The 12,900-nt window shown below is 73.2% G+C and carries 8 protein-coding genes; 3 read left to right on the top strand and 5 right to left on the bottom strand.

What is annotated here, in order from left to right; translation table 11 throughout:
* Window positions 1-29: 29 nt before the first annotated feature.
* Both IF73_RS0100580 and rhaI read right to left on the bottom strand, forming a co-directional pair.
* Entirely contained in the window at window positions 30-2,069 is a 2,040-nt protein-coding gene (locus tag IF73_RS0100580) for a bifunctional rhamnulose-1-phosphate aldolase/short-chain dehydrogenase (RefSeq protein WP_031002241.1), read from the bottom strand.
* 61 nt (window positions 2,070-2,130) lie between these two features.
* Window positions 2,131-3,297, bottom strand: coding sequence for an L-rhamnose isomerase (gene rhaI / locus IF73_RS0100575; protein ID WP_031002239.1), 1,167 nt, complete (start codon window positions 3,295-3,297; stop codon window positions 2,131-2,133).
* Window positions 3,298-3,739: 442 nt separating this feature from the next.
* On the opposite strand from rhaI, the gene IF73_RS0100565 reads away from it, so the two are divergent.
* The 3 genes from IF73_RS0100565 to IF73_RS0100555 all read left to right on the top strand — a co-directional run bounded on the left by IF73_RS0100565 (window position 3,740) and on the right by IF73_RS0100555 (window position 7,659).
* Window positions 3,740-4,582 carry a PaaX family transcriptional regulator C-terminal domain-containing protein gene (locus tag IF73_RS0100565; RefSeq protein WP_031002235.1) on the top strand — a complete coding sequence of 281 codons (843 nt, stop codon included), beginning with the start codon at window positions 3,740-3,742 and terminating at the stop codon, window positions 4,580-4,582.
* A 140-nt stretch (window positions 4,583-4,722) separates the two neighbouring features.
* A complete protein-coding gene (locus IF73_RS0100560) occupies window positions 4,723-6,006 on the top strand; it encodes a cytochrome P450 (protein ID WP_234338117.1) in 1,284 nt (427 codons plus the stop codon).
* Between the two features lie 177 nt (window positions 6,007-6,183).
* Entirely contained in the window at window positions 6,184-7,659 is a 1,476-nt protein-coding gene (locus IF73_RS0100555; RefSeq protein WP_031002231.1) for a fibronectin type III domain-containing protein, read from the top strand.
* 50 nt (window positions 7,660-7,709) lie between these two features.
* Here the strand turns inward: IF73_RS0100555 and IF73_RS0100550 are convergent, their stop codons facing one another.
* The 3 genes from IF73_RS0100550 to IF73_RS0100540 all read right to left on the bottom strand — a co-directional run bounded on the left by IF73_RS0100550 (window position 7,710) and on the right by IF73_RS0100540 (window position 12,757).
* On the bottom strand, window positions 7,710-9,164 hold the full coding sequence (locus IF73_RS0100550; protein ID WP_031002229.1) for a carboxylesterase/lipase family protein: 1,455 nt from the start codon (window positions 9,162-9,164) through the stop codon (window positions 7,710-7,712).
* Window positions 9,165-9,299: 135 nt separating this feature from the next.
* On the bottom strand, window positions 9,300-9,740 hold the full coding sequence (locus IF73_RS0100545; RefSeq protein WP_031002226.1) for an Lrp/AsnC family transcriptional regulator: 441 nt from the start codon (window positions 9,738-9,740) through the stop codon (window positions 9,300-9,302).
* Between the two features lie 32 nt (window positions 9,741-9,772).
* Window positions 9,773-12,757 (bottom strand): aminotransferase, encoded by a 2,985-nt coding sequence (locus tag IF73_RS0100540; RefSeq protein ID WP_031002224.1) that lies wholly within the window; start codon window positions 12,755-12,757, stop codon window positions 9,773-9,775.
* Between the last annotated feature and the right edge of the window lie 143 nt (window positions 12,758-12,900).

The following is a 12,900-nucleotide window of genomic DNA, read 5'->3' as shown; positions in this document are numbered from 1 at the left end:
GCCGGCGTCAGGGCGGATGGGGTGGGCCGTCAGCGCAGGAAGGCGGCGGCGACGCCCGCGTCGACGGGGACGTGGAGGCCGGTGGTGTGGGTGAGGTCGCCGCCGGTGAGGGCGAAGACCGCGTTGGCGACGTGTTCGGGCAGCACCTCGCGCTTGAGCAGCGTGCGCTGGGCGTAGAACTCGCCGAGCTTCTCCTCCTCGATGCCGTACGTGGCGGCGCGCTGGGCGCCCCAGCCGGCGGCGAAGATCCCGGAGCCGCGCACGACGCCGTCCGGGTTGACGCCGTTGACCCGGATGCCGTGCTGGCCGAGCTCGGCGGCGAGGAGGCGGACCTGGTGGGCCTGGTCGGCCTTGGTGGCCGAGTAGGCGATGTTGTTCGGGCCGGCGAAGACCGCGTTCTTGGACGCGATGTAGACGATGTCGCCGCCGAGACCCTGTTCGATCATGATCCGGGCGGCCTCGCGGGAGACGAGGAAGGAGCCGCGGGCCATGATGGCGTGCTGGAGGTCCCAGTCGCGGGCCGTGGTCTCCAGGAGCGGCTTGGAGACGGAGACGCCGGCGTTGTTGACGACCAGGTCGACACCGCCGAAGGCGAGGACGGCCTGGCGGAACGCGGCGGCGATCTGCTGCTCGGAGGTGACGTCCACGGTGACCGCCACGGCCTTGTCGGGACCGCCCAGCTCCTCGGCGACCGAGGCGGCGTTGTCCCCGTCCAGGTCGGCGACGACGACGCAGGCGCCCTCCGCGACCAGCCGGTGGGCGATGGCCTTGCCGATGCCCGAGCCGGCGCCGGTGACCAGGGCCACCCGGGTGGCGAGCGGCTTCGGCTTCGGCATCCGCCGCAGCTTCGCCTCCTCCAGCTCCCAGTACTCGATGCGGAACTTCTCCGACTCCTCGATGGGGGCGTACGTCGACACCGCCTCGGCGCCGCGCATCACGTTGACGGCGTTGACGTAGAACTCGCCGGCCACGCGGGCCGTCTGTTTATCTTTGCCGAAGGAGAACATGCCGACGCCGGGGACCAGCACGATCGCGGGGTCCGCGCCGCGCATCGCGGGGGAGTCGGCGGTGGCGTGACGGGCGTAGTACGCCGCGTACTCCTCGCGGTACCCGGCGTGCAGCTCCTTCAGCCGGGCCACGGCGTCGTCCAGCGGAGCGCCGGCCGGCAGGTCCAGGACCAGCGGGCGGACCTTGGTGCGCAGGAAGTGGTCGGGGCAGGACGTGCCCAGGGCCGCGAGCCGCGGGTGCTCGGCGCGGGAGACGAAGTCCAGGACCACGTCCGTGTCGGTGAAGTGGCCCACCTGCGGCCGGTCCTGGGACGCGATCGCCCGGACGTGCGGGGCCAGGGCGGCGGCCCGCTCCCGGCGCTCCTCCTCGGGCAGGGGCGCGTACCCCTCGACCACGGGGCCGAACGGCTCGGGACGGCCTCGCTCGGCGAGGAAGGTCTCGGCGGTGCGGATGATGTGCAGCGCGTTGCGCTCGCACTCCTCCGAGGTGTCGCCCCAGGCGGTGATCCCGTGCCCCCCGAGGATGCAGCCGACGGCCCGCGGGTTCGCCTCCTTGACGGCGGCGATGTCCAGGCCGAGCTGGAAGCCGGGGCGGCGCCACGGCACCCAGACGACGGTGTCGCCGAAGCACTCGGCGGTCAGCTTCTCGCCGTCGGCCGCGCAGGCGAGGGCGATGCCGGAGTCGGGGTGCAGGTGGTCGACGTGGGCCGCGTCCACCAGGCCGTGCATGGCGGTGTCGATCGACGGGGCGGCGCCGCCCTTGCCGTACAGGCAGTGGTCGAACGCGGCGACCATCTCGTCCTCGCGCTCCACCCCCGGGTAGCCGGCCTTGAGGGCGTGCAGGCGGTCGAGCCGCAGCACGGCGAGGCCGTCCTCGGTGAGGGTGCCGAGGTCGCCGCCCGAGCCCTTGACCCACAGCAGGTCCACGTCGCCGCCGGTGACCGGGTCGGTGGTGGAGCCCTTGGCGGAGGTGTTGCCGCCGGCGTAGTTGGTGTTGCGGGGGTCGGATCCGAGACGGTTCGAGCGCCCGATCAGCGCGTCGACGGCGGGGTGGGAGGTCATGGTGACGGTTCCTCTTGGTTGTCCGGGCGGAAGAGGGGGACTCGCGGGAGGCCCGGGGCGGTCAGGCGCCCCAGCCGGCCTGCTCGCCGCCGACGCGCTCGGCGGCGATCCGGTCCTGCCATCCGGAGGCGGCGTACGCGGCCACCGGGTCGGGGTGCAGGCCCTGCTCCTCGCGCACCTCGCGCAGCAGGGGTCGTACGTCGGTGTCGTAGGCGTCCATCAGGACCGCGTTGGCGGCGAGGACGTCACCGGCGGCCTGCGCGGCGGTGAGGGCGTCGAGGTCGACGAGGAGGGCCTTGGCGGTTGCCTCCTGGACGTTCATCACGGACCGGATGACGGCGGGGATCTTGGCCTCGATGTTGTGGCACTGGTCGAGCATGAAGGCCACGTTCGCGGCCCGGTCCAGACCGCCGTTCTTGGCGACCTCGTGCATGATCCGGAAGAGCTGGAAGGGATCGGCCGAGCCGACCATCAGGTCGTCGTCGGCGTAGAAGCGCGAGTTGAAGTCGAAGCCGCCGAGCTTCCCCTCCCGCAGCAGGAAGGCCACGATGAACTCGATGTTGGTGCCCGGCGCGTGGTGGCCGGTGTCCACGACGACCTGCGCCTTCGGGCCGAGCGTGAGGCAGTGGGCGTACGCGGTCCCCCAGTCCGGCACGTCGGTGGTGTAGAAGGCCGGCTCGAAGAACTTGTACTCGAGCAGCATCCGCTGGTCGTCGCCGAGCCGCTCGTACACCTCGGCCAGCGCCTCCGCCAGCCGGTCCTGCCGGGCCACGACGTCGTCCTGGCCGGGGTAGTTGGTGCCGTCGGCGAACCACAGCTTCAGGTCGGCCGAACCCGTTGCGTCCATGATGTCGACGCACTCCAGGAGGTGGTCGACGGCCTTGCGGCGCGCCTTCGGGTCCGGGTGGCAGACGCTGCCGAGCTTATAGGCGTCGTCCTGGAAGGTGTTGGAGTTGATCGCGCCCAGCTCCAGGCCGCGGTCCTTCGCGTACGTGCTCAGCACCGCGTAGTCGTCGACCCTGTCCCACGGGATGTGCAGCGACACCCTGGGCGCGACCCCGGTGAACTCGTGCACGCGGGCGGCGTCGTCCAGCTTCTCGTACGGATCCCGGGGCACGCCCGCCTGCGCGAACACCTTGAACCGGGTGCCGGAGTTTCCGTAACCCCAGGAGGGTGTCTCGATCCGCTGGCCGGCGAGTGCGGCCTTCACGGCGGCGGTGTCAGGCATGGGTCACCTCGGGATTGACGGGGAGGGCGGGGCCCGTGGGCGGGGCGGTGAGCGCGGAGACGATCGAGTGAGTGAATCGATTCATTCCGAGGAGGAAGCTAACCCCAGGCACGTGCCCCGTCAAGGCGCCGGACAGGATGACGGCGGCGCCCGCGGCCGCCTTGCCGAACCGTCTCATGCGGCTGTGAACAGCCCTGGGCGACCGCACCTTCACGCACTTCAATCGCCGTCGCCTCGCCGCAGGGGTGCCTTAGGGGTGCGATATGGCGAACACAGGCCCTAGGCCGGGCGGGGTAGGCGGGGTCTGCTTCCTGGCGGGCTTAATGAAACATTTCAGGCCAGGTGACTTCTCCGGCGCCGGCGAGCCCGAGACGAACGGCTCCCCGTCCCGCTCCCGTACGCCGGGATCGGCCGCCCGGCGCGCAGTCGTATTCTTGCCCGCGTGGAGGACGACGCCGGGCGGGAGACGTCGGAGGGGCCGCAGCAGCGGCCCCAGTCGGTCATGCTCGCCTTCTTCGGCAACCACGTGCTGGAGGAGGGCGAAGTGGGCGTCTCCTCGGGCAGCGTCATCGACGTCCTCGGCCGGGTGGGGATCGGTGAGCCGGCCGTACGCTCCACCCTCACGCGCATGGTCAGCCGCGGCCTCCTGCTCCGCCGGCGCGAGGGCCGCAAGATGTTCTTCGGCCTGACCCCGCAAGCGCGGCGCGTCCTGGACGACGGACGGACCCGCATCTGGCAGCAGAGCGCCGTCAACGACGACTGGGACGGCACCTGGACCCTGCTCGGCTTCTCCCTCCCCGACTCCTGGCGACGCGAGCGCCACGACCTGCGCTCACGCCTCGCCTGGTCCGGCTTCGGCGCGCTGTACAGCGGACTGTGGATCGCCCCCGGGCGGGTCGACGTCGCCGCGACGGTCGAGGACCTCGGTCTCTCGGCGCACGTCAAGGTCTTCCACGCCGAGGCGGCCGAGTTCACCGACGTCGAGCAGATGATCCGCGACACCTGGGACCTGCCGTCCATCGCCGGCCGCTACGCCGCCTTCGACGCCCGCTGGACCGCCCACCCCGGCACCGGCCCCGGCGACGACCCCCTCGCCACCCGCCTGCGGCTCGTCAACGAATGGCTCTGGACCATCCGCACGGACCCCCGCCTCCCCGCCCGCCACCTCCCACCCGGCTGGCCCGCCCGAGCGGCCGAGGAGACCTTCCGCCGCGTCGCCGAACAGACGGAGGGACCCGCCCGGACGATGGCACGCGAGCTCCTGGAGACCACCCGGCTTCACTGAGGGACGGCCGTGAGGGGCGGGCGACGTGATGCCGCGCACACCTGGCGGAGCCCCCGCGCCGGCCGTGTTAGCTTCCGGCGGTGATGTTCAGGGCGGCGGACGGCCGCGAAAACGGCGCGGCACCGTCCGCTCACGGCCCGGTGGCCGAGCCCGCGGGGGCCGGCACCGCAGACCCGCTGGGGCTCCCGCTGGAGCTGCTCGACCTGTTCGGTGACTCCTTCGTACGCGACCCCCACCCGTGGCTGGACCGGCTGCGGTCCGAGGCGCCCGTGCACCACGACCCCGCCACCGGGCTGTGGCTCGTCAGCCGCCACCAGGACATCCGGCACGTCCTGCTCGACACGGACACGTACCTCCCGGACAACGCCCAGAGCGCGGTCACCCCGCTGCCCGTCGCCGTGATGCGGATCCTCGTCCGGGCCGGCTTCCGGCTGCCGCCCGCGCTCGCCAACAACGGGACCCCGAGCCACCCGGGACTGCGCCGGGTGGTGGCGCGGTTCTTCGACCCGCGGAGCGTCGCCGCCGCCGTACCGGCGATCGAGCGCATCGCCCGGGAACTGCTCGACGAACTCACCGCAGGCGCCACGGACTCCGCCGACCCCGACCCCGACCTCGACCTCTTCGGCTCCTTCGCGCAGATCCTGCCCTGCCGGGTGCTGATGGAGCTCCTCGGCATCCACGGCGTCGACCCCGCCACCCTGATCGCCTGGAGCGACGCCTCCCTGGAGCTGTTCTGGGGCAGGCCCACGCCCGCACGGCAGCTGGAGCTGGCCGAGCTCGTCGCCGAGTTCCACCAGTGGCTCGCCGCCACCGTCCGCGGCGACACCGCGCCGCCCGGCTCGTTCGTCGCGGCGCTCGCCGCCCACCGGCTGCCCGACGGCACGCCCCTGGACGTCGACACGGCGGTGGCCGCCTGCTTCTTCGTGTTCGTCGCCGGCCAGTCCACCACCGGCCAGCTCCTCGCGACCGTGCTCCGCAGTGCACTCGCCGAGCCCGGCGTCTGGCCGCGCGCGGCGGCCGAACCGGGCCTGGCCGAGGCGTGGGTGGAGGAGGTGCTGCGCCGTGAGCCGCCCGTGACCACCTGGCGCAGGGTGACCGCCCGACCGACCCGCCTGGGCGGCATGGAGCTGCCGGCGGGCGCGCACGTGCTGCTGATGCTCATGGGCAGCGGCTCCGACCCGGAGCTCTTCCCGGACCCGGCGCGCATGTGCCCGGGACGCGGGAACGCCCGCAGGCACCTGGCGTTCGGCGCCGGCCGGCACCTCTGCCCCGGTGCCACACTGGCCCGTACGGAGGCGGCGGTCGCCCTGCGGGCGGCGGCGCGCCGCCTGCCCGGCGTCCGGCCGGCGGACGCGTCGGCGCAGCCGCCCATGCTCGGCCTGCTGTCGTTCCGCGCGCCCCTGCAGGTGAGGGTCGAACGGTAGGAGCCGGCGACGTCACCGGCCGGTCCGCCGATCACCACAGGATGCGGGTCTGCACCTTCCGCTTCTATGGCAAGGCGCGCCACACCTGCGTCCGCGGATGTGGTGGGACGACATGTGGGCGCGGATCCCCGCCGTTCATCAGGATGTCCGCATCTCACCCCCATCTGGAGATGCGAAATGAAGATCAGGAAGATCCTTGTCGCCGCTCTGGCGGCCGTCGGCATCGCCGCGTCGACGGCCGGCGGAGCGACGGCGGCCGTGCCGGCACCGACCGCGGGCTCGCTGCAGCGGTACGACATCAGCTCCACGTACGTGAGCGGGCTCTCGTCCGGCGGGTTCATGGCCAACCAGATGCACGTCGCCTACTCCGACGTGATCCAGGGCGCCGGCATCTTCTCGGCGGGCCCGTACGACTGCGCCCAGAACAACCTCAACACGGCCCTGTACGCGTGCATGGACACCTTCCAGGCACGCAAGACCCCCGCCCAGCTTGAGCAGGTGACCCGGGACCGGGCGGCCGCCGGCAAGGTGGACCCGGTCGCCAACCTCTCCGGGGACAAGGTCTGGCTGTTCCACGGCACCAACGACAGCACCGTCAAGGCGCCCGTGAACGACGACCTCGCCACCTACTACCGCGACTTCGGGGCGAACGTCGTGTACGACGACACGTCCGTCTCGGGCCACGCCTGGGTCAGCCCCATCGGCCCCAACTCCTGCACCTCCACCAGCTCGCCGTACGTCAACAACTGCGGCGGCGACCCGGTGAAGGACATGCTGTCCCACCTCTTCGGCAGCGTGAAGCCCGCCAGCACCTCCGCCCTGACCGGAAAGCTGGTCCGGTTCGACCAGAGCACGTACACGCCCGGCGGCAGCCCCGGCGCGATCAGCATGGGGAACGAGGGCTTCGCCTACGTCCCGCAGTCCTGCCAGAGCGGCGCCTCCTGCAGGCTGATGGTCACCCTCCACGGCTGCTACCAGTACTTCGGCCTGGTCGGCAACGCGCTCATGGACAAGGCGTACCTCAACGAGTACGCCGACACCAACGACATGATCGTCCTGTACCCGCAGGCGACCACCATGTCCGGCAACCCCCGCGGCTGCTGGGACTGGTGGGGATACAAGTCCGCCGACTACGCCCAGAAGAGCGGCCCGCAGATGACGGCCGTGATGAACATGGCCAAGGCCCTCGGCGCCGCCGGCACCACCAGCCCCCCGAGCCCGCTCCCCGCCCCCACCGGCCTGAGCGTCACGGCCACCACGGACACCACCGCCTCCCTGTCCTGGAGCGCGGTCCCCGGCGCGGCCTCGTACCACGTGTACCGCGACGGCACGAAGGTGACCAGCGCCCCCGTCACCGCCACCGCCTTCACGGACTCCGGCCTGACCGCCGGCAGGACGTACGGCTACACGGTCGCCGCCGTGGACTCCGCCGGCGCGGTCGGCGCCCGCTCCGGCGCGGTGAACGCCACCACCACGGGCACCACGGCGGTGTGCGTGACCGCCACCAACTACGCCCACACCCAGGCCGGCCGCGCCCACCAGTCCGGTGGCTACGCCTACGCCAACGGCTCCGGCCAGAGCCTCGGCCTGTGGAGCCTCGGAGTCTCCAGCACCGTCAAGGAGACCTCCCCGGGCTACTGGGTGAAGTGCTGACGCCCTGCCCCCGGCACGACGCCGTGCCCGTGGATCCCACGGGCACGGCGTCACCGCACGCCTTCCCAGAGGAGCCGCTCCTCCGCCCGCGGGTCGTCGACCGGAGCGGGGGTGGCCGCGGCGCCGAAGGTCATCGTCGTACGGCTCCACTCCGGGTCGTACGACGGCCAGCCCGGGTCGCCCGTCCTCGCGAAGGAGACCCAGGCTCCGTGGACGGCGTCCGCGAGGGCCTGGGGCGGGTCCGCGCCGAGCAGCGGCGCGGAGGACGGATCGTGGAGGCGGTCGAAGACGAAGGGCAGTTCGAGCGAGTGGCAGGCGCCGAGCGCCCCGTCGAACCGCGGGGAGCGCCAGGCGAACTCGTAGAGGTACGAGCCCGGGACGGCTTCGGCGAGACGGATGGCGGGGACCCGGTAGAACCAGTCGGTCGCCACCGCGTCGAGCAGTTCGCCCGGCGTGGCGGCGGGGCGGGACGCCCGGTAGACCGGCAGGGCTTCGGCCGGGTCGAGACCGTAGGCCGCGGTCATGGCGTGCAGAGCGGACAGCGGCACGGAGCCGAGACGCCCGGTGGGGACGAGGAAGAGGCGGTACTCCTCGCGGTTGCTGCCCACGAGGAGGTCGACACCGCAGTCCGGCCGGGGAAGGGCGAGTCCCGGGAGCACCGGTTCGAAGGGCATCAGGTTGAGCGCCACCTCGCCCCACCGCGCCGGGTCCGCGGTCACCTCCGCGCGCAGCTCCGCCTGGGCGGGGAGGAGCTCCCGCAGCGGGACGCCCGCGAACGCCTCCCAGGTGGGCTCGATGCCGAGCCTCTCCGCCAGGCGGGCCGTCACCAGCCCGGCGGTGGCCGGACGCAGGAAGTGATGGCAGGCCCCGCTCTGGAGGATCGCCCGGTGGAACAGGCCCCGCGCCGCGTCCATGGCCAGGAGCGCGCCGATGCTCATCGCGCCCGCGGACTCGCCGAAGACGGTGACCTGCCGCGGATCGCCGCCGAAGGAGGCGATGTTGTCCTGGACCCAGCGGAGGGCGGCGATCTGGTCGAGCAGGCCGCGGTTGTCGGGCCGGCCGGGCAGCCGCAGGAAACCGTCCGTCCCCAGGCGGTAGTTGAGTGTGACGCAGACGACGCCGTCGCGCGCGAAGGCGCTGCCGTCGTACGCGGACACCGAGCCCGACCCGTTGCCGAACGCGCCACCGTGCAGCCACACCAGCACCGGCAGCCCGGCGCCCGCCTCCGGAGCCGGGGTCCAGACGTTGAGGTTCAGGCAGTCCTCGCCGGGGATCACGTCGTCCGGGACGAGGGCGTCGAACGGTGGTGCGTAGGGGGCGTGCGGCGCCGTCGGGCCGTGGACCCTGGCGTCACGGACACCGGTCCACGGCTCGGGCGGCGCCGGCGCGAGGAACCGCAGGGCGCCGAAGGGCGGAGCGGCGTACGGGACGCCGAGGAACGAGGTCACGCCGGAGGGGGAGGTCCGGCCGCGGACCTCCCCCTGGCGCGTGCGGCACACGGTCATGCCGACAGGACCTCCAGCAGCGCCGTGCCGAACTCCTCGGGCCGTTCGAGGTGGACGGCGTGACCGGCGCCGGAGCGGGGCTGCGGCTCACTCGTCGTTCGGCTCACTCGACGTTCGGCTTGCTCGGCGTTCCCGTCACTCGACGTTCCAGAGGAAGCGGTGGGTGTGGATCGCGAAGTAGGGGAAGCTCTCGACCGCCGCGACGCCCTCGACCGCGCGGACGACGTCGTTGACGAAGTCGAGCAGGTCACGGGGGTGGGCGCACACCACCTCGGCGAAGAGGTCGAAGCTCCCCGCGGTGAGCACCGTGTACACGACCTCGTCGTGCCGGGACAGCTCGTCGGCGACCGCCCGGGGGTCGCCGTCGACGCGCAGGCCCAGGAGGGCCATGGTCTGCCGCCCCATGGTCATCGGGTCGGTCACGCCGACGACCTGGACCGCCTTGCTGTCGATCAGCCGCTGCAGCCGGAGCCGCGCCGCCGAGGGCGACAGTCCCACCTTCGGCCCGAGCTCGGCGTACGGGATGCGGCCGTCGACCTGCAGCTCCCGCAGGATCGCCTGGTCGATGTCGTCCATGAGGCACCTCTCTCTTCGAATCGACGGCGGCGTCAGCCGGCGTGGCGGTGGCCGTGACCGAGCTGGGTGAGGGCCAGGTCGAGCATGTCGGCGAAGAAGTCCGCGGCGGCGGTGTCGAGGCACAGCGGCGGCTTGATCTTCAGGATGTTGAGGTGGTCGCCGGTGGGCTGGACGACCACGCCGAGGTCGAGCATGCGCTCGCAGAGTTCGGCGGTCTCCTCGGTGGCGGGGGCCAGGCCGGTGCGGTCCCGGACGAGTTCCAGGCCGAGGTAGAGGCCGGAGCCGTGGACGGCGCCGACGAGGTCGTAGCGGGCGGCCAGCGCCTCGAGCCGGTGCTTCAGGTGGCCGCCGACGCGCACCGCGTTGCCCTGGAGGTCCTCGTCGCGGAGGGCGTCCAGGACGGTGAGGCCGACGACGCTGGAGACCGGGCTGCCGCCGGTGGAGGAGAAGAAGTACCCCTGCTCGCGGTAGCGGTCGGCGACCTCCTTCGAGGTGATGACGGCGCCGAGCGGGTGTCCGTTGCCCATGGCCTTGGCGACGCACACGATGTCGGGGACGACGCCCTGCTGCTCGAAGCCCCAGAACCAGTGCCCCAGACGGCCGTAGCCGACCTGCACCTCGTCCGCGACGGCCAGTCCGCCGTGCCGCCGCACCGCCGCGTACACCTCGGCCAGATAGCCGTCGGGCAGGGCGACCCCGCCGGCGTTGCCGTAGAAGGTCTCGCCGATGAAGGCCCCCGCCGGGCGGCCGGACGTGGCCAGTCCGTCGATGAACGCGGCGGCCTCGGGGCCGTAGCGCCGCGCCTCCGTCCCGCGGTGCAGGCCGCGGTAGGAGTTGGGCGAGTCCACCGTGTGCACCCAACTCGGGCGGGTGCTCAGCGCGTTCGGGTTGTCCTGGAGCGAGGTGGAGACCGCGTCGGAGGCGTACGTCCAGCCGTGGTACGCCTCGCGCAGCGCGACGACGTCGGGCCGGCCCGAGGCGCCGATGGCCAGCCGGAGGCCGAGATCCACCGCCTCGGAACCGGAGTTGACCAGGAAGACGGTGTCCAGCGGGTCGGGCAGCAGCGCGGCGAGGCGTTCGGTGAACTCCACCACCGAGGCGTAGTGGAAACGTGAGTTGGTGTTGAGGCGCCGCAACTGGCGGGCGACCGCGGCCTCGACGCGCGGGTGGGCGTGGCCCAGCGGGGTGACGTTGTTGACGATGTCGAGGTACGAGCGGCCCTCGGTGGAGAGCAGGTGGTGGCGCCAGCCGCGTTCGATACGGGGCGGGCGGGCGTAGTAGTGCTCCTGGACGGTCGCGAAGACGGCGCCGCGCCGGTCGAGCAGGTCGTCGCGTCGGTCGTACGCCACCGGGGAGGAGGCCGGCAGGCCGAGGAGCGGGGCGGGGTCGGCGGTGAGCGCCAGCCAGCCGGCGGCGTACTCGGGACGGACCAGCGGCGGGACGGCGGGTGCCCCGACGCGGCGCAGGGTGAGGTGGACCGGGGATCCGGCGGGGAGGTGGGCGAGGACCTCGCCCGCCTCGAAGGACGCGCCCGCGGCGAGTGCCGGGTGCGCGGTGGAAGGGAAGGACAGCGTCAGGGCGGCGCTCGGTCCGTACGTGACCTCCAGCCGGCCCGGCGCCGCCGCGAGGACCGTTCCGGGGGCGGGGGCCTGCGCCACGCCGCTCCGCCCCAGCCGGACGTCGACGCCGGTGGGCACGGTGGCGGCGGAGACGGCCGACAGCGCCGGCGTCCGGGTGAGGCGTGCCTGGGCGTGCCGGGTGACGGCGGCCGCCGCCCCGCCGGCGAGGACGGCGGCCGCGAGCCGGTCCTCGGCGCCGGCGTCGAGCCAGGCCCCGTGGTCCATGGCGTCGGCGCCGGTCGAGAGGTCGACGACGGTGAAGTCGGCGGCGGTGAGGCCGCGCAGCAGGGGGCGTACGGGCGCCTCGGCCCGCACGGGCGCGTCGGCCAGGCCGACCGCGTTCTTGACGAGCCCGGTCATGACCGGGAGGGGAAGCCGGGTCGCCTGCTCGAACATGCGCCACTCGCGGTCGAGCGCCGCCTTCGCGTACGCGTTGTCCGAGTCGACGGCGGCCTGCTGCCGCCCGCTGACGACGAGGCAGGCCGCGCGCAGGACGACGAGCGGCCACAGCACCTCCGCCTCCTCGGACGACAGCGGCCGAACGGCGTGGAACGCGCGGACGGCGGGCAGCACGTGGTGCGGCTCGATCCCGTCGTGGTGGAGCATCGACGTGAGCGGCACCGCGAGTTCCCCCACCGCCCAGCTCGAGGTCACGTCGCCGAAGTCGATGACGCCGTCCGGGACGGGCGGGCAGACGGCGCCGGGTGTGCGGATCAGATTGTCGTCGGTGAGGTCGAGGTGCACGGCCTGCGACGGCAGCGCGTCGGCGAACCTCCGTACGCACGACCAGGCTTCGGCGGCCGCCGCCAGGACCGCGGTACGCCGGTCGGGCTCGGCGACGTGCGCGGCGAGCCGGGCGACGACGCGGTCGGCGTGCCGGGGGTCCCACTGGAGCACCCGGTCGAGACCCGGATGCGTGAAGCCGCGCAGGGCCGCGCTCACCTTCCCGGCGATCGTGCCCATGGCCGTGAGCGTGCCGGGGGAGAGGTGCCGGGGGCCCGACAGCGTACCGCCGGGCAGGTGGCGCAGCAGGCGCGCGACGGCCGGTCCGCCGTCCGTCTCCACCGTCGCCCGCCGGGCGGTGCCGTCGGGGTGCCGCAGGACGGTGGCCACGCGCAGCTCCGGACAGGCCGAGGCGACCAGGTCGGCGGCGGCGTCCTGGGCCGCGACCTCCAGGGGCCCGAAGGCCGGGTTGGCGATCTTCAGAACCGCGAGCGGGGTCCCGTCGGCCGCACGCAGCAGGAAGTTGGCGTCCTGCTGGCTGCCCAGCTCCTCGGCCCGCCCCGGGAGGCCGAGGAGCTCGGCGGCGATGCGCTCGGCCTCCGTCCACGACACCGTCGGAGCGGGAAGCGCGTCCTCGGCGAAGAAGTCGATCGTGCGGTGCTCGTCGTGCGACATGAGGGGGTCCTCGGCTGGTGAGGGGCGGGCTGCGGGCGGCGGACGCTCGTCGGCCCGTCCCCGGGGACAGCGAGCCCTGATGCTGTTTCCAGCACGATGGCGCACCTGTACGCTCGAATCAAGAGGTGCGACGCTCGATTCGA

It is taken from the genome of Streptomyces sp. NRRL F-5727 (assembly GCF_000719555.1).
Classification (GTDB): Bacteria; Actinomycetota; Actinomycetes; order Streptomycetales; family Streptomycetaceae; genus Streptomyces.
Note: the sequence above shows the minus strand (reverse complement) of the source record. Positions and strands in the feature narration are given on the sequence as shown.